This window comes from Suttonella ornithocola (assembly GCF_001889065.1).
Lineage (GTDB): Bacteria > Pseudomonadota > Gammaproteobacteria > Cardiobacteriales > Cardiobacteriaceae > Suttonella_A > Suttonella_A ornithocola.
In genome coordinates this window covers 1-17006 of sequence record NZ_LWHB01000118.1, presented here as the reverse complement: position 1 = coordinate 17006, position 17006 = coordinate 1, and the positions used below count along the sequence as shown (strand labels likewise).

The window sequence follows — 17006 nt, the reverse complement described above, 5'->3', positions numbered from 1 at the left end:
ATATTTTCTCTCATTGGGTGAGAGAAGCACTGTTACCTCGAAGTTCACCTAAAAACAGTGTAATTGTCATGGACAATGTCCGCTTTTCATAAACGCAGTGATATTCAAGCAATCATTGAAGAGCATGGGCATGAGATAGTTTGGTTACCCCCTTATAGTCCAGACTTAAATCCTATTGAAAAGATGTGGGCTTGGATTAAGCAAATACGCAAAGAATGGCGGATGGATTGTATTGATACTTTATTCTTTTATCTGCTTTGGATTGGGTTGGGCTTTAGATGATTTCACTATACGTTGCAGTTCACAGTTTTCACGCTCAAGGATTTTATCCGCTCAAGCGCATCTTGTGCCTACACACCTTCAGGGGTTGCCAGTGCTGCATGTTTGTTATCCCAAGCTCGCAATGTCTCATTACTACAGCCGATTTTAGATGTAATAGCCTCAATAGCCGCCCATCTTGATGGGTAATCGTCTTTAACTTCGATCAGTAGACGACCGGCTCTTTCTTTCATTTCCGATGGGGGAGTATCTTTTACTACTCATAGTCTTATTCTCTCAGATTGATGAGTCTCCGATCATTCCGGGGCGGTTCAGTCTTAAAGCTTTCAAAGTTATGACAAGACATATCTCTGATTATCAAGCGTTAATGAAAACCCGAATTGATTATCTTAGAAGTAATCAAATTGATTTTAAGTAATGGTTTGAATATTTTAATTTCCATTAGTACCATAATAATCTGATAAAAAATTAGCACCAAAATCATTAAGGAGAAAACATGTCTTGCTTATCACCGCTATATTTAGACGATCTTACGCCAAATGAACACTATTACTCTCGCACGGTTCAAATTACAGAAGAAGAAATTATTCAGTTCGCAAAACAATTTGATCCACAACCTTTTCATATAGATAAAGCGCTTGCTCAAAATTCTTTCTTTAAAGGTCTTTGCGCTAGCGGTTGGCATACAGCTTCATTAACAATGAGATTACTAACAGAAACATTACCTATGATTGGAGGCTTGATTGGTGCCAATGGAGAACTACAATGGTCACAACCTGTACGACCGGGAGATGAATTATCTATCGATGTCCATATTATAGAAATACGCCCTTCTACTAAAAATCCAGAGAGAGGAACAATTCAAGCAGAAATTACAACTTATAATCAACACCATGAACCTGTACAACAAATGCGCTGTCGAATAGTTGCTGCTAGACGTCCAAATATTTAATTGCTATCTTATAAATAAAATCTCTAAATTTGATATAATTTTCGTAGAAATAAAATTTGTTTCTTTTTTATTTACGCGCCTATTGGCGCTTTTATCTTTTAAGGGGGAATGTATGATTCATCCTATTCTTGGTCAGGAAGTTTTTTCTGCTAGAAGAGCGAGTTTATTAGAAAAATTACCCGAAGGAAGTACAGTTATTTTATACGCTGCTCCCGAAGCTGAGCGTAATGGTGATGTTACTTATCCTTTCCGACAAAATAGCTATTTCTGGTACTTAACTGGTTTCCCAGAGCCTAATGCCATCGCGGTCATCAATAAAAAAAATGGTCATCCTCACTACACCTTGTATAGCGCTGCTAGAGATCCTATTGCCGAAATTTGGTCTGGTAAGATTATTGGGCAAGAAAATGCGGAAAATGACTATGCTGTCAATACAGCGCTGCCACTAACAGGAGTTCATCAAACCTTACCCGAAATTGCAGCGAACTCTACTCGACTTTACACCATTTTAGGCACACATCCGCAAAACGATAGCCGTATAAATAAATTATTAAGAGAGGCGCACTTATTAGCAGGTCGTGGGGGGGCTCCTATCGAAGGTATTTTCGATCTCAGAAGAATAATAGATGAAATGCGCCTAGTAAAAAGTATTGAAGAGCAAAATCTTCTTCATGAAGCCGGAAGAATTAGCGCTAAAGGTCATACAGCAGCTATATTGGCTGCCCGAGCTGGTGCTTATGAATATACGGTGCAAGCTGCATTAGAAGCAGAGTTTCGTCGTCATAGAGGCTGTCATTGGTCATTTCCAAGTATTGTTGCTAGTGGAAAAAATGCTTGCTGTTTACACTATCGCGATAATAATGCCCCTTTAAAAGACGGTGATTTAATATTAGTTGATGCTGGAGCAGAATATGCGGGATATGCAGGAGATATCACTCGAACAGCACCCATTAATGGAAAATTTAATCGAGAGCAACAAGCGCTTTATGAAGTTGTCCTACATGCACAAAAAGAAGCCATAAAATCTTGTCGTGCAGGAATTAGACACCTAGAACTCCATAAACAAACATCCATTCTACTCATGCAAGGACTTATTGACTTAGACATTGTTTCAGGAGATGCACTTGAAATAGTAGAAAGTGGAGAAGTTAAACGATTTTATCCGCATGGAACAGGACACTGGCTAGGATTAGATGTGCATGATGTTGGGGTTTATCAACCTTCAGGCGAATCTAGAAAATATATTCCAGGGATGGTTGTCACTATTGAACCTGGTATTTATCTTCAGCCAAATGATTTAGAAATTTCTGAGCAATGGCGGGGTATCGGCATTCGAATAGAAGATGACGTTATCATTACAGAAGGAGAGCCTGAAGTGACAACCGCTGATGTTCCAAAAGATATCCGAGATATTGAATCTTTATTATCAGGTAGAAAATAGCCAAAAGCTCAAAAATATTAGTAAACGATATCATAATTTTTATCAAAGCCTCTAAACTTCATTGGAAGCTTAGAGGCTTTTATTTATCTTAAAACCTGTATTCAAAAGCACAAATTTCGTAACAATTGTTAATCCAAAAGTGTCAGATTAAGCTGAGAATTTGATAGTGGTTTGAAAAGTATGCTGGGCTATGACTCAATAATTTCAACAATAATAAAATATTAGGTAGTGATTTGAAAAGTATGCTAAACACACTCTTACAAAAAATACTTCTTTTAATATATTGATATTTAAATATTTAACTGCCATTGGATTATTTGATAATATTCCAGCATACTTTTCAAACCACTACCAAATATTAAATTTCAATATATTGGAGTGATATTTTTTTACAAAAATTACTCAGCATACTTTTCAAACTACTACCAGCTATATATTAGAACAATAGAAACATGAAAATATAAGCATTTATTCCACTATATTTTTATAATTTCTGTTTATTTTTATCATAAGGATTATATTTATCTCGATAAGAAATTCTAATTGGCGTACCTTCTAATTTAAAATATCGGCGAAAAAATTTACTTAAATATTGTGTATAAGAGGCAGAGACATTACTTGTTCGTGTACCATGAATAATCACGTGGGGAGGATTTTTTCCCCCTTGATGCGCATATTGTAGCTTGATTGCATAACCACTAACTAATGGTGGCTGATGTTTCTTATAAGCGATTTCTAATGCTTCTGTCCATTTATTCGTAGAGATTTCACTTATAGCACTTTGGTAAACTCGTTTTACCGCAGGTAATAAGTTACGAATATTACTACCGTGCAACGCTGAAATATAGAAAACTTCTGCATAATCAACAAAATGGAGTTTTCTCTCAAATTGTTGCTTAACCGCTTCGCGGTCTTCATTGCTTAAATGATCCCATTTATTGATAGCAATAATTAATCCACGTCCGCGTCGAGTAATTTCTCCCAATAAATGAGCATCTTGCTCTGATACGCCTTCGTGAGCATCTAACATTAAAATAACAACATTTGCACGCTCAATTGCTTCTAATGCTTTAACAATAGAAAATTTTTCAACTTTATCATTAACACGAGCTTTGCGACGAATACCTGCGGTATCAATTAAGGTAAAATTTGTACCATCAGAATCAACATAGGGAATAGAAATAGCATCTCTAGTTGTCCCTGCAATAGGGCTGGCAACTAATCGCTCTTCTCCAAGTAGCCTATTTAATAAAGTTGATTTTCCTGCATTTGGTCGACCCAATACTGCTAAATGAATACTTTCATCTTCTGGCAAGCTTTCTTCATTCTCTTCTGTTAAAGAGAATATATTTGGCAACTGAGAAAGCATTATTGCAATACGCTCTCCTAGCTGTCGAATGCCTCTCCGATGCTCTGCAGCAATAGCTAACATATCTGAAAAACCCAATTGATAAAAGTCTGCTAAAATTAGTTCAGGATCAGCAAAATCAGCTTTATTAACGGCAGCTAATATTGGTTTTTGTGTGCGACGAAGCTCTTGAGCAATTTTTTCATCAATAACATTTAGCCCTTCACGCCCGTCTAATACAAAAATAATAATATCAGCTTCATCTACCGCTTGTCTTGCTTGATTATCTACTCTAAAGTCAATTTCCGACTCTTCTTCTCGCAATAAACCACCTGTATCAATCAGCCTACAGCGAACATCTCCTAGTAATGCTTCCCCATAATTTCTATCTCGTGTTAAACCGGGTAAGTCACTAACAATAGAACTTCGGCTACGCGTTAATGTATTAAATAAAGTAGATTTTCCTACATTAGGACGTCCAACCAATGCAACAATAGGTAAGCGTGATTGTAAGATATTCATAAGTTCCTTAAACAATATTACTGAGGACGAATAGCAATCAATTGACCATCAACAAGTTGCCAAATAATCTCACTATCTAATACTAAAGGTGTAGTATTTGCTCTTACTTTACCAATATGCTGCTCACCAATGAGTTTACCATCTCTTGAATCTAGCCAATAAAGCCATCCTTTATAGTCAACTACTCCTATTCTCCCTGGAATAGCTACAGGTGGAGAGAGTTGTCTACCTCTTAACTGCTTATTCTCCCATAAGATTTGACCATTTTCTTGATTAAGTGCAACGATACTATCGTCTGCCGTTGTAAGATAAATATCTGTTGGACTAATAGCAAAATCTTGACCTGTTGCAACGGATTCATTTTGCCATTTTGGAACACCATTTTGTAAATCAATAGCATAAACTTGGTTCTGATAAGCAGAACCAAATAAAATACCATTATTAACTTTCGGTGTAGCATCTTGATCAATAATTCTTCCAAAACCCAGTTTACTACTAATATTGGCTATGCGTTGGTTTGCCATTGGCAATCCACTTGATACCTCTAGAACAGTGAAAAAGCCATCATCTGTTAATAAAATAACAACACCTCCTCCAATAACTGGAGAAGCATTGCCTCGTAAACTTAAAGGTGGCGTATTACTGTGATATCTCCACAAGCGTGTTCCATCTGCTGGATTAAAAGCACTCACCTCTCCATCTGAAGTATAAGCGACTAATAAACCATCAGCAAAAGACGGTTTACCAATAAGTAATCCGCCCAGATATTTTCTCCATATCACTTGACCATCTTGATTAAGTGCCATTAAATCGCCATTTTGTGTGCCAAGAAAAAGAAAATCCCCCCCCGCAGTGACACCTGTACTAATAGCATTCCCAAGATTTAATCGATAATTTTCTATACCTGTCTGCGCATTGATACTATAAAAATTACCATTTGCGCTTACAGAATAAATTGTATCTCTGATATTTGCTGGAGAAAAATACAAGACTTGGTTTTCTCCCCCTTTTCCAAGATTTTTCTTCCATAAAATAGCTGTTTGAACTCGACTATCAGTAACTATAGGTCGTTCAGAAGGTTCTATTTGATTAGATTTTCCGTAGAACCAACTAGAACATCCAGTTAAAAATAAAGCCGCAGATAAACTGGTTAGAACAATATTTTTCTTGAAAGCGCTATTTATCATTTTTTATCCTTCACTAGGAGCATTCATCGCTTGATCGGCTTCTAATACTTCAGCTTTCATTCGCACTAAAGGAGAGGGAACAACCAATAAGCTTTGTTGATAAGCATTAAGAGCTGCTTTAAAATTTTCTTGTAATAAGTATATATCACCTTCTAAAGCTTTAGCTTGCCCTTTGTAAGCAGTCTCTGATAGTTGTGATAAAAGCCCTAAAGCAGCACCATAATTTTTCTCTATCATTTCTAAATTAGCTAATTCCCATTGCGCAGTTTGTGCTACTAAGGCATCTTTTGCTTTTGTTGCTTTTTCTAAAGCCGTTCTAGCTTGCGTATTCTTCTCAGCATTAACATAGACTTTTGCCATCATTAAAGCCGCAAGCTTCCCATAAGCTTGATCATTATTGATTAGAGACTTTTGGTATAAATTATTAGCTAAATCAACGTCATTATCTGCAATCGCTTTTTGTAAAGTTTCTAATTGATAAGCTAACGCAGTATCTATCGTATGTTGACGATTTTTCCACCAACTCATTGCAAATAAAACAATTAATGCAATTACAACGCCCGCCAAAATAACTGGACCATGTCTTCGTAACCATGATTTTACCAGTTCTCCCGTTTCTTCGTCGCTACGCTCAACAACTAAACTATTATCTGCGCGTTCTAGTAATGCTTTTAATGGATTTTTTTTCATTCTTTACTCTCTTTTTCAGCTGCTTCTTTTTTAGCAAACTTCGCTAATAGCTGCGCTAAAGTCAACCTTTCCTGTTCACCATTTTTAAGATTTTTAACAGTAACTTCTTGATGAGCGACTTCATCACTTCCAAAGACTAAAACCCATTGCGCACCTGATAAATCCGCTTTTCTAAATTGTTTTTTCAAAGACTGATATTCATTATGATGCACAATCCGTAAATTTGGATTATTGCGACGAAGCGCCATTGCCCATTGCATTGCAACTGCTTGCTCTTTGGGCGTAACCGCTAATAAATATAAATCTGTTTTAATCGGTTTGAATGCACCAAATTTTTGCGCAAGTAATAAAATTCTTTCAATTCCAAAAGCAAAACCAGCTGCAGGCGTTGATTTACCACCTAGCTGCTCAACCAAACCATCATACCGACCACCTGCACAAATTGTTCCTTGTGCACCTAGCTCCTGAGTAGTCCACTCAATCACGGTATGACAATAATAATCAAGTCCTCTTACCAAACGGGGATTGATTATATATTTAATCTCTAAAGCATCTAATAAAGCACAAACTTCAGAAAAATGCTGCTGACTTTGTTCGCCTAAATAGGCTTTTAAGACAGGTGCCGTATCTAAGCAGCGGCGTGTATTTTCATCTTTGCTGTCTAATATTCTTAATGGATTGATTGATAGTCTCCTTTTGCTATCTTCATCTAGTTCATTAATATGCTGCTCTAAATGAGTAACTAATGCTTTTTGAAAAGCAATTCTTTCGGAAGAAAGGCCTATGGTATTTATTTCTAGCGTAACAGCATTGCGTATTCCTAACTGTGTAAATACTTCATGTGCTAATAAAATAAGCTCTACATCCATTGCTGGAGTAGCAATTCCAAAACTTTCAACGCTAATTTGACTAAATTGTCGATAACGCCCTTCTTGAGGTTTTTCGTAGCGAAACATTGGACCTTCAATAAATAAACGCATATTTTGTTGAAGTAATCCATTTTGAATCATCGCTCTAACTACACCTGCTGTTCCTTCAGGACGTAGAGTAACGCTTTCTCTATTACGATCATCAAAACTATACATTTCTTTAGAAACAACATCTGTTTCATCGCCGATAGTACGCTTAAATAATTGGGTTTTTTCTAATAAAGGAAGTTCTGCTGCCTGATAGCCAAACTGTGCTAATACGGCTCTAATACGACTACATAATATCTGACGTTCATCTGCGATAGGAGGTAACCAATCGGGCATCCCTCGCAAAGACTGAATAGCTAATTGACTCATTACTCTACCTCTACTTTAAATCGGCGATTGCTGCCCTTAACAGAAAATTTTGTTAAATTTTCTTTATTTCCATTGATGGATAACTCAACATCATTTGGACGACCTATATTAAAACCATAAGGAGAACCTTGAGCTGAAAGTTCCAATGTTTCCCCTTTTTTGAAAACTTTTGAAGCAACAATTTTATTTTCTTTATTACGAATCTCTATCCAGTTTTCATTCAAAATATCCAGTTTAATACCTGAAGATGTTACTGGATTCGATTCTAAGACTACAGGAACTTCTGTTGTTAATTCAGGCGTACTCTCATTAGTCTCATTTGATGCGTTTTCTTCTACAGAAGAATTTTCAGTCTTTTCATCAGGTAAGCTTTCCAAAGAAGTTAAAGTTGGAAGGGTTGCTTCAGTAAGGCTAGTTGGCTTTTCCTCTATTGTAGATAGTTGAGTAGAATCATCTCCTACTTGTAAGATAATTTCATGCTCATTAGAAATACTATTATTGGAATCATTATTTCCAACTATAGTATTATCAGATTTTTCCAAAAATGCGTGCTTGAATTGCGTCATTAACCAAGAGTTCGGATTAACAACTTGTAAAACAATCACTCCTGCTAATAAAATCAAAGGAATAACAATTAGCCAAGCACCAAAATTTTTTCTTTTATATGAACGACTTTGGCTAGCAATATTTGCACTACTTAGACGAATTTCGGTATTTTCATGACCTAAATGATTAAAAGCGTCTGTGATAGCTGTTGCATCTAATCCTAAAAATCTTGCATATTGTGTTAAGTACCCTCTAGTAAAGACTGGCGCACCCACTTCTCTAAAATGATTTTGCTCAAGTTTATCAATAATACTAGTGCTTAGATGGGTTTGCATAGCGGCAGATGAAAGACTAATGCCCTTTTCTTCGCGCGCAGCTTTTAAAACTGCTCCAATATCTTCTATAGCAGCAGACGATAGTTCAGTCATGAATTAAATTCCTAATGTTTTTGCTTGTGATGTTCCTTGATAATTACTTCTCATTACGCGCATCATTTCATTTTCTTGATTAACATCTCCAAGTCCTCGAGCTGCCAAAATAGCCAGACGGACACTATCAGCACTATAACCAACATAAGTATGAATCACTTTTAAATAATTCATCGCTGCTTGGTAATTGCCACTTTGTACCGCCATATCAGCTAGAGGCAATAATGCACCAGGAGCATGATTATCATAAGCAAGCGCTTGTCTATAAGCATTTTCAGCAACACTATATTGTTGATGCTCGCGTGCACAATTCCCTTCAGCAATATAAGATAATACTTTAAATTCATTACCTTTTCCGCGCATTTTTCCATATAGTGCCTGACGCTCTGGATTACGGTCAAATTTACATAGAAATGTGGCGTAATTCATAAATCCTAAAGCATAATCAGGATGACTGTTAATAAGTTTTTGGTAAATTTGATTACCTGAATTGATATCGCGCTTTTCTTCATATAAGACGGCTAAAATATTCCATGCCTCAGGCGGTCGAGAATCAATTTCTATTGCGCGTTTTAATTTTGGTTCAGCTAAATCATAGCGCCCCCTCTGAACGTATTCAGCACCTAGACGTAAATAATCTTGGTAAGCTCTGTTATAGTCTGGTTTAACTTCTGTTGGGATTTTACCAGTGGTAGTGGTTGTACAAGCATTTAAAAATAATGTAGCACTTAAAATACTTATAAGCCCAAGCTTTAGTTTCATAATGTTTCCCCTAGTCTTTTCAAGCGTTTTTCCCTACGGCTTCGATCATTAACTTGACCAACTAACTGACCACAAGCGGCATCAATATCCTCTCCTCTAGTTTTGCGGATAGTAGCCACATATCCTTTCTGTGTTAAATAGCGTTGAAAACTCATAATTCGATTTCTTGAAGAGCATTCAAACCGACTTCCTGGGAAAGCATTAAAAGGAATAAGATTTATTTTTCCCGGAACATCTTTTAGCAATTTTGCTAAAGCTTCTGCATGCTCAGGCTTATCATTAACGTCTTTTAGCATGACATATTCCCATGTTACACCACCATGCTGACGATTGTGTTCTACATAAGCTTTACAAGCCTCTAATAATGCTGCTAGACCATAGCGCTGATTTATCGGCACAATTTTGTTTCTTAATTCATCAGTTGGCGCATGCAAAGATACAGCTAAGCTTAAGTCTGTAACTTCTCTGAGTTTGTGAATAGCTGGCACAATACCCGATGTGCTAAGCGTTACACGTCTTTTTGATAAACCAAAGCCAAAGTCATCCATAAAAATTTCTGTTGCAGGTAACACATTGTTAAAGTTAACTAAGGGTTCCCCCATTCCCATTAGAACAATATTGCTAATAACTCGCCCTTTATCATCTCGATTACATCCTAATAGTTGTTTAGCTAGCCAAACTTGTACAACAATTTCACCTGTTGAAAGGTTACGATTAAACCCTTCATGAGCAGTCGAACAAAAAGGGCAAGCTAGCGCACAACCTGCTTGGGAAGAAATACAAAGTGTACCTCTATCATCTTCGGGGATATAGACTGTTTCAATACTGTTACCACATTCATAACGAAAAACCCATTTTCGAGTTCCATCGCTCGCTATTTTATCTGCAATAACCGTTGGGAATGCGCAATAAGCATGCTGCTTTAACTTCTCTCTTAATGACTTACTCATATCTGTCATTAAGTCAAAATCAGTAATTCTCTCGTGATAAAGCCATTTCATGAGCTGACGAGCACGAAATGGCTTCTCGCCCAACTCGACGAACCATTGTTCTAAAGCTGGACGAGTAAAATCAAATAGATTGATTTTATTATTCATAAATTGCTTAAAAGCTTATCTAGAGCAAATATCTTCTAATGAGAAGAAGTAAGCAATTTCTTGCTTAGCCGTTTCAGTGGCATCTGAACCATGAACCGCATTTGCATCAATACTTTCTGCAAAGTCTGCACGAATAGTACCAGCAGTCGCTTCCTTAGGATTGGTTGCCCCCATAATTTCGCGGTTTTTAGCAATTGCACCTTCTCCTTCTAAAACCTGAATCATCACAGGTCCAGAAATCATGAATTCGACTAAATCATTAAAAAAAGGACGCTCTTTATGTACAGCATAAAAGCCTTCAGCATCTTCACGGCTTAATTGCTTCATTTTTGCAGCAACGATTTTTAAACCATTGTCTTCAAAACGCGTATAAATTTGTCCGATGACATTTTTTCCAACCGCATCAGGTTTGATGATAGATAGAGTTTGCTCTACAGCCATTTACAGTCTCCTTAAAAAATTAAATCAAGCAAGAAATAACGCCTGATTATTACTACACAAAAGTTTAAACTATTTTAGAATAGCTTAATATGGTAGCACAATGATGCTCAAAACCGAGAAAATTCCCTGAATAAAAAACCGCTCAAAGAGCGGCTTTATTAAAAAATCATCTAACTTACTTTGCTAAGGTATTGATGATATCAAATGCACGATCGTAAGCTACTTTGCTATCTCCGCGAGGTTGAACGATATATTTTCCATTCACAACAAAGACCGGAACACCATCAGATCCACTCTTAGAAAATAACTCATTGGCTCTTTGCAACTGCTGTTTTACTTCAAAGCTATTCCATGCTTTATCGAAAGCATCTGGTTCAACACCATTTTTTACAAAAAATTCTTTAATTTTACTTTCATCTGCTAACACCCCCCTATTTTTATGCTCAAAAACTTCATCAAAATAAGCATCAAATAAATCTTTGTTTAGAGTTTTCATTGTGTAATAAGCATGTGCTGGTAAATGCCAGTAAGACGTATCAATATCTGCTGGGATAAATTCAAACGCTACATTATCTGCTTTACCACTATTCAACCATTCTGTTACTGCTGGCCTAATGGCGTTACAGTGTGGACAGCCAAACCAAAAAAACTCAATTACTTTAGGAGATTCTGTGGTTTCAATAGGTGTTTCTAAAACTTGATAATCACTACCTTCGTGATATTTCATTTGTGCGTGTACCGTAAAAGGTAAAACAGTCGCAGCGACTAATCCTAACCATGAAAACTTTTTAAACATAAATATTCCTTAAAATTTTATTGAAGAGACGTAATTATAGGTGAGTCACAAAAAAAATGCCTTACCGTGCATTTAATCTTAACAAAGCGCCATGCTAAAACGCACACTATTGAGCAATGCTATAATTTTATCTTTTAAATAATTAAGAAAGTTTAGGTGTTTAAAATGCAAATATTAGCCGGCTCTTATCCCCACACACGTAAACGTCGCAATCGTTTTCAATCTTTTTCCCGCCGCTTAGTTAGAGAGCATACGCTCAGTGCAGATGACTTAGTCTTACCTATATTTATTACCGAAGGTAAAGCTATCCGCGAACCTATTGCTTCAATGCCTGATATCTATCGACTATCCATTGATGAGCTGCTTAAAGAAGCGGAAAACCTACTCGCACTAGGCATTCCGGCGATTGCACCCTTTCCACATATCGAACAAACTCATAAAAGTCTCAATGCTACATACGCTTATGATGAAAATGGACTTGCACCACGCGCTATTCGTACATTAAAACAAAACTTCCCCGAACTCGGCATTTTTATGGATATTGCGCTTGATCCTTACACTAGCCATGGTCAAGACGGCATTATTGATGATAATGGCTATATTCTTAACGATCCAACCATTGAAATTTTAATCAAACAATCTCTGCTTTATGCGCAATGCGGTGCTGATTACGTTGCGCCATCAGATATGATGGATGGTCGTATTGGCGCAATTCGTAAAGCATTAGAAAAAGAAGGATATGTTAACACTGGTATTATGGCGTATTCTGCTAAATATGCTAGTGCATATTATGGTCCTTTCCGTGATGCCATCGGTTCAGCTGGTAACCTTGGAAAAGCCGATAAATACACCTATCAAATGGACCCCGCCAACAGTGACGAAGCACTTCATGAAATTGCGCTTGACATTGCTGAGGGTGCAGATTTCATCATGGTAAAACCCGGTATGTCTTACTTAGACGTTTTACAACGCGCAAAAACACAATTTGGCTTTCCAACTGCCGTTTATCAAGTCAGTGGTGAATATGCCATGTTAGAAGCTGCTTTTGCTAACGGTTGGCTTGATCGTGACAAAATTATTCTAGAAAGTTTACTTGCCTTTAAACGAGCGGGAGCGGATATGATTTTTACCTATCACGCTAAAGCCGCAGCCCAACTATTGAGGACACTCTCATGAGCTATCGTTGTGCGGTGATTGGCAATCCCATTGCACATAGCCGTTCACCAGAGATTCATACCCGCTTCGCTGAAGAAGCGGGTATTAAATTACAATATGATAAAATTCTTTCCACTGAAGAAAGCTTTACCGATACCGTACAGAACTTTTTTGACAATGGTGGTTGTGGACTGAACATTACCGTTCCATTTAAAGAACACGCTTACCGCCTTTGCGATGACCTCACACCTTATGCCCGACTCGCTGGCGCTGTGAATACCTTATGGATGGATAATGGCGCCTTATGCGGCGACAATACTGACGGACGCGGTCTTGTTCGTGCGCTCACTCATATTCATCATATTTCACTTCGACAAAAACGCATTTTACTCATTGGTGCGGGTGGTGCAGCGCGTGGAGTAATATTACCTCTGTTGGACGCAGAAATTGCCCGACTGGATATTATCAATCGTACGCTCAATAAAGCAGAAACGCTGGTTCATGCACACACCGAACTCAGCGATATTCCTATGCACGCTTACGCTTTAGATGCACCGCTTAGTACCACTTACGATATTATCATCAATGCTACCAGCACAGGACTTTCTGATACTACCTTTGTGCTTGATTCTACCGCTGTCCAAGTAGAAACCGTCTGCTACGATATGGTTTACGGTAAAACCACCCCTTTCATGCATTGGGCAACAGAAAACGGCGCTGTAAAAATATTTGATGGCTACAGTATGCTTGAAAGCCAAGCGCGATTAAGTTTTGAAATTTGGTTTGCCGATGAATTAGCATCCTTATAAATCTATCAAAGTGTATGGCCAAATTTTTTATTTTAATACTTGATAAGTTTTTGACTTATTTAGAAAAACATTTTATTAAGCCACCAGAAACGCTCAAGTTGGTATCATATATTTAATTACATCTTTGTTCTTTTACCATAAGAACTTGCTATCACGCTACGCCATTGACACTATTCCTATAACATTTCCTCTAGTTTTTTAAATAATGCCCTACTCTGCTCTGTAAAAAGGAACTTTTATGACGCCTATCGAAACGCTCATTCACGACTATATTGACCCGATAACTCAACTTGCGATTTATCGTGATGCCAAAATCACCCAAACTGAAAACACTCTAACCATAATTGTTGGTTATCCATTAGCACTAGAAAAAACTCGATTAAGCAGTGAGCTCTCTGCTTACCTCACCACACAAGGACACTTCTTTTCAAACATTCTGATTGAAAGCAACATCACCAAACATCGCGTGCAAGCTGGACTACAACCCTTTCCTGAAATCCAAAACATCATTGCCATTGCATCAGGCAAAGGTGGCGTTGGGAAATCAACAGTAAGTGTTAATCTTGCGGCAGCGCTTGCTCAACAAGGCGCAAATGTTGGGATTTTAGATGCAGATATCTATGGTCCAAGCCAACCAACTATGCTTGGCGGCGTTCAGCGCCCTGAAAGCAAAGATGGTAAAACCATGGAACCCATCATTCGCCATGGAATGCAAACCCTTTCTATTGGTGATATTGTTGAAGAAGATACCGCAATGATTTGGCGTGGCCCAATGGTAACGCAAACTCTAATTCAGCTTATCAGCGAATGTAATTGGCACGCGCTTGACTATCTTATTATTGACCTTCCGCCCGGTACAGGCGGCACTCAATTAACCTTAGCACAACGCATTCCTGTGACAGGCGCAGTTATTGTCACAACACCTCAAGAGATTGCCTTATTAGACGTCAAACGCGCTAAAACCATGTTTGACAAAGTCCGTATTCCTAACTTAGGCATTATTGAAAACATGAGTTTTTATCATTGTCCAAACTGTGGCCATGAAGAACCTATTTTTGGTAGCCACGGAGGCACTACGCTCTCTGAACGCTATCAAATTCCTCTATTGGGACAAATTCCATTAGACATTCATATTCGGGAAAGTGGAGACAAAGGTATCCCTATTGTTTTTAGTGAGCCCAAAAGTCCGCTAGCCAAAAACTATCTTACTATTGCTTTGAAACTTGGTTGGCAATTAGCTACCCAACAGAAAAGCTATACCCAATCCTTTCCAAAAATTATCGTAGAATAAAACCTTCGCACTTAAAATGAGAGAAAAAACAATGAACCAATCCTTTGATTTAATTTGCATTGGCGGTGGCTCTGGTGGTGTTGCCACTGCGCGTCGCGCAGCTGAATACGGTGCAAAAGTTGCCATTATCGAAAAAGACCGCATGGGCGGTACCTGCGTAAACGTCGGTTGCGTGCCGAAAAAACTCTTTTGGTATGCCGCCAATACCTCTGAAGCGTTAGAAAACGCACCAATTTTTGGTTTTGAAAACATTCAAGCACCCTATCCTTTTAACTGGCAAACCTTTAAAGAAAAACGCGATGCCTATATTGCTCGCCTAAACGGCATTTACGAAACCAATATCGAAAAAGCAGGCATCACGCTCATTCGTGGCGAAGCCAAATTTATTGATAACCATAGCATCAGTGTTAACGGACAAACCTATGAAGCCAAACACATCGTCATTGCCACAGGTGGTCGTCCACACGTTTTAGACATTGAAGGCGCAGAATATGGCATTACTTCAGATGATTTCTTTGCCCTCGCGAGCCAGCCTAAACGCATGATAGTCGTTGGCGGCGGCTACATTGCCTGTGAAATTGCAGGCGTAATGCGCGCATTAGGCAGCGAAGTTCACATCATCATCCGCGCCGAACACCTTATCCGCACCCTAGACGAAGACATCAGCGAAACCCTCGCCGACGCCATGATCGAACAAGGCATTCACATTCATCGTCAAGCAAACGTCAAACGCGTTAGTAAAACCGCCGGCAGTATCATTGCCGAACTCGATAATGGCGAAACCTTACACGCTGACACCCTCCTCTGGGCGACAGGGCGCATTCCAAATACGGACAACCTCAACCTTAGCGCTGCTGGTGTAAAAACCGAAAAAAATGGAATCATTCCTGTTGATGCTTACCAAAACACCAATATCAACGGCATCTATGCCATTGGCGACATTACAGGCGCAATCGAACTCACCCCCGTTGCCATCGCTGCTGGCAGACGACTTGCTGCTCGCCTATTCAACGGACAACCCAATGCGCATTTAGATTACAATAATATTCCTACTGTCATGTTTACCCATCCGCCTATCGGTTCTGTTGGATTGACTGAACGAGAAGCAAAAGAAAAACATGGCGATGCAGTCAAAACCTACCGCACAAAATTCACCCCAATGGCACGCACTTTCGCCGCTCACCAACCGAAAACCTTGATGAAACTCATCACTATTGGAGAAAATGAAAAAATCATCGGCATTCAGATGATTGGTGATGGTATTGACGAAATGCTACAAGGCTTTGCCGTCGCGGTAAAAATAGGGGCAACTAAAGCGGATTTTGACGACACCGTCGCTATTCACCCAACCAGCGCAGAAGAATTAGTCACCTTGCGTTAATTAACCTTTTAAATACTAGCGCTTTTAAAAGCGCTAGTATTCCGTTACAATTTTTCTTCACATAATCTTCATACCATCCTCATTTATGAAGCTAATAATTAGATCATCCATTGATTATGGATGATCAAGATTTTTAGCCATTATAGTTAAATCAACTAAAAAACAATCCAAAGCAGATAAAAGAACAAAGTATCAATATAATCCATCCGCCACTCTTTGCGTATTTACTTAATCCAAGCCCAGCTCTTTACAATAGGATTTAAGTCAGGGCTATAATCAAATCATCTAAAAAAACAGAGCATCATTTACCGATAGAATTGCTAGATAAGGCTTATATTGTGAAATCTATTAAAAACCAACCCTTCTTATAATAAGAGGATAAAGCAAATTATCAAGGATACTGGAAGTATTGAATATAGTGCAATCAGCTAAAAAACAGAACACCATTTACCGCCAGAAGCACTAAGGTCATGTTTATAAAACGTCCTGTTTTTTAGTTGATTTGACTATAAGAGGAATACCTATGAAATCTCCCATTACGCAAAAACTCTTAGCCATTTTTTTGCTTTGCTTTAATATTTACCATTGCCTTGGC

Annotated in this window: 16 protein-coding genes; 7 read left to right on the top strand and 9 right to left on the bottom strand. The window is 38.2% G+C overall.

Annotated features, from left to right (window positions below; genetic code table 11):
• Positions 1-63 precede the first annotated feature (63 nt).
• The 3 genes from A5N85_RS09070 (at position 64) to A5N85_RS09060 (ending at position 2672) form a co-directional block, all read left to right on the top strand.
• Positions 64-282: a transposase gene (locus A5N85_RS09070; RefSeq protein WP_143143239.1), complete on the top strand. Its 219-nt coding sequence runs from the start codon at positions 64-66 to the stop codon at positions 280-282.
• Between the two features lie 493 nt (positions 283-775).
• Positions 776-1231: a MaoC family dehydratase gene (locus A5N85_RS09065; RefSeq protein ID WP_072576940.1), complete on the top strand. Its 456-nt coding sequence runs from the start codon at positions 776-778 to the stop codon at positions 1229-1231.
• A gap of 112 nt (positions 1232-1343) precedes the next feature.
• A complete protein-coding gene (locus A5N85_RS09060) occupies positions 1344-2672 on the top strand; it encodes an aminopeptidase P N-terminal domain-containing protein (protein WP_072576939.1) in 1329 nt (442 codons plus the stop codon).
• Between the two features lie 484 nt (positions 2673-3156).
• On the opposite strand, the gene der is transcribed toward A5N85_RS09060, so the two are convergent.
• From der to A5N85_RS09015, 9 genes are all read right to left on the bottom strand, one after another.
• Positions 3157-4542: a ribosome biogenesis GTPase Der gene (gene der, locus A5N85_RS09055; protein ID WP_072576938.1), complete on the bottom strand. Its 1386-nt coding sequence runs from the start codon at positions 4540-4542 to the stop codon at positions 3157-3159.
• Positions 4543-4559: 17 nt separating this feature from the next.
• Positions 4560-5729 (bottom strand): outer membrane protein assembly factor BamB, encoded by a 1170-nt coding sequence (gene bamB, locus A5N85_RS09050; RefSeq protein ID WP_072576937.1) that lies wholly within the window; start codon positions 5727-5729, stop codon positions 4560-4562.
• A 3-nt stretch (positions 5730-5732) separates the two neighbouring features.
• Positions 5733-6419, bottom strand: coding sequence for a YfgM family protein (locus tag A5N85_RS09045; RefSeq protein ID WP_072576936.1), 687 nt, complete (start codon positions 6417-6419; stop codon positions 5733-5735).
• Positions 6416-7705 (bottom strand): histidine--tRNA ligase, encoded by a 1290-nt coding sequence (gene hisS, locus A5N85_RS09040; RefSeq protein ID WP_072576935.1) that lies wholly within the window; start codon positions 7703-7705, stop codon positions 6416-6418. The genes A5N85_RS09045 and hisS overlap by 4 nt, the downstream gene beginning before the upstream one ends.
• Positions 7705-8679 carry a RodZ domain-containing protein gene (locus tag A5N85_RS09035; RefSeq protein WP_072576934.1) on the bottom strand — a complete coding sequence of 325 codons (975 nt, stop codon included), beginning with the start codon at positions 8677-8679 and terminating at the stop codon, positions 7705-7707. Before A5N85_RS09035 ends, hisS begins: the two co-directional genes overlap by 1 nt.
• Before the next feature lie 3 nt (positions 8680-8682).
• Positions 8683-9441, bottom strand: a complete 759-nt coding sequence (locus tag A5N85_RS09030) for a tetratricopeptide repeat protein (protein WP_072576933.1) — start codon at positions 9439-9441, stop codon at positions 8683-8685.
• Positions 9438-10538, bottom strand: coding sequence for a dual-specificity RNA methyltransferase RlmN (gene rlmN, locus A5N85_RS09025; protein WP_072576932.1), 1101 nt, complete (start codon positions 10536-10538; stop codon positions 9438-9440). The genes A5N85_RS09030 and rlmN overlap by 4 nt, the downstream gene beginning before the upstream one ends.
• Positions 10539-10553: 15 nt before the next feature.
• Positions 10554-10979, bottom strand: a complete 426-nt coding sequence (gene ndk / locus A5N85_RS09020; protein ID WP_072576931.1) for a nucleoside-diphosphate kinase — start codon at positions 10977-10979, stop codon at positions 10554-10556.
• Between the two features lie 175 nt (positions 10980-11154).
• Entirely contained in the window at positions 11155-11775 is a 621-nt protein-coding gene (locus A5N85_RS09015; RefSeq protein ID WP_072576930.1) for a thiol:disulfide interchange protein DsbA/DsbL, read from the bottom strand.
• A gap of 165 nt (positions 11776-11940) precedes the next feature.
• Between A5N85_RS09015 and hemB the strand changes: the two genes are divergently transcribed.
• The 4 genes from hemB (at position 11941) to gorA (ending at position 16411) form a co-directional block, all read left to right on the top strand.
• The gene (gene hemB / locus A5N85_RS09010; protein WP_072576929.1) at positions 11941-12951 is read left to right on the top strand and encodes a porphobilinogen synthase; all 1011 of its coding nucleotides are present in this window, start codon (positions 11941-11943) and stop codon (positions 12949-12951) included.
• The gene (aroE, locus tag A5N85_RS09005; protein ID WP_072576928.1) at positions 12948-13739 is read left to right on the top strand and encodes a shikimate dehydrogenase; all 792 of its coding nucleotides are present in this window, start codon (positions 12948-12950) and stop codon (positions 13737-13739) included. The genes hemB and aroE overlap by 4 nt, the downstream gene beginning before the upstream one ends.
• A gap of 238 nt (positions 13740-13977) precedes the next feature.
• Positions 13978-15030: an iron-sulfur cluster carrier protein ApbC gene (gene apbC / locus A5N85_RS09000; protein ID WP_072576927.1), complete on the top strand. Its 1053-nt coding sequence runs from the start codon at positions 13978-13980 to the stop codon at positions 15028-15030.
• Between the two features lie 16 nt (positions 15031-15046).
• Positions 15047-16411, top strand: coding sequence for a glutathione-disulfide reductase (gene gorA, locus A5N85_RS08995; RefSeq protein ID WP_249023947.1), 1365 nt, complete (start codon positions 15047-15049; stop codon positions 16409-16411).
• Positions 16412-17006 lie beyond the last annotated feature (595 nt).

What these genes read in the sequence shown, in the direction of transcription:
- A5N85_RS09035 (WP_072576934.1), bottom strand. Translation starts at nt 8,679, where the DNA reads ATGACTGAACTATCGTCTGCTGCTATAGAAGATATTGGAGCAGTTTTA.
- A5N85_RS09065 (WP_072576940.1), top strand. Translation starts at nt 776, where the DNA reads ATGTCTTGCTTATCACCGCTATATTTAGACGATCTTACGCCAAATGAA.
- ndk (WP_072576931.1), bottom strand. Translation starts at nt 10,979, where the DNA reads ATGGCTGTAGAGCAAACTCTATCTATCATCAAACCTGATGCGGTTGGA.
- gorA (WP_249023947.1), top strand. Translation starts at nt 15,047, where the DNA reads ATGAGAGAAAAAACAATGAACCAATCCTTTGATTTAATTTGCATTGGC.
- A5N85_RS09015 (WP_072576930.1), bottom strand. Translation starts at nt 11,775, where the DNA reads ATGTTTAAAAAGTTTTCATGGTTAGGATTAGTCGCTGCGACTGTTTTA.
- A5N85_RS09030 (WP_072576933.1), bottom strand. Translation starts at nt 9,441, where the DNA reads ATGAAACTAAAGCTTGGGCTTATAAGTATTTTAAGTGCTACATTATTT.
- A5N85_RS09060 (WP_072576939.1), top strand. Translation starts at nt 1,344, where the DNA reads ATGATTCATCCTATTCTTGGTCAGGAAGTTTTTTCTGCTAGAAGAGCG.
- der (WP_072576938.1), bottom strand. Translation starts at nt 4,542, where the DNA reads ATGAATATCTTACAATCACGCTTACCTATTGTTGCATTGGTTGGACGT.
- hemB (WP_072576929.1), top strand. Translation starts at nt 11,941, where the DNA reads ATGCAAATATTAGCCGGCTCTTATCCCCACACACGTAAACGTCGCAAT.
- rlmN (WP_072576932.1), bottom strand. Translation starts at nt 10,538, where the DNA reads ATGAATAATAAAATCAATCTATTTGATTTTACTCGTCCAGCTTTAGAA.
- aroE (WP_072576928.1), top strand. Translation starts at nt 12,948, where the DNA reads ATGAGCTATCGTTGTGCGGTGATTGGCAATCCCATTGCACATAGCCGT.
- hisS (WP_072576935.1), bottom strand. Translation starts at nt 7,705, where the DNA reads ATGAGTCAATTAGCTATTCAGTCTTTGCGAGGGATGCCCGATTGGTTA.
- apbC (WP_072576927.1), top strand. Translation starts at nt 13,978, where the DNA reads ATGACGCCTATCGAAACGCTCATTCACGACTATATTGACCCGATAACT.
- bamB (WP_072576937.1), bottom strand. Translation starts at nt 5,729, where the DNA reads ATGATAAATAGCGCTTTCAAGAAAAATATTGTTCTAACCAGTTTATCT.
- A5N85_RS09045 (WP_072576936.1), bottom strand. Translation starts at nt 6,419, where the DNA reads ATGAAAAAAAATCCATTAAAAGCATTACTAGAACGCGCAGATAATAGT.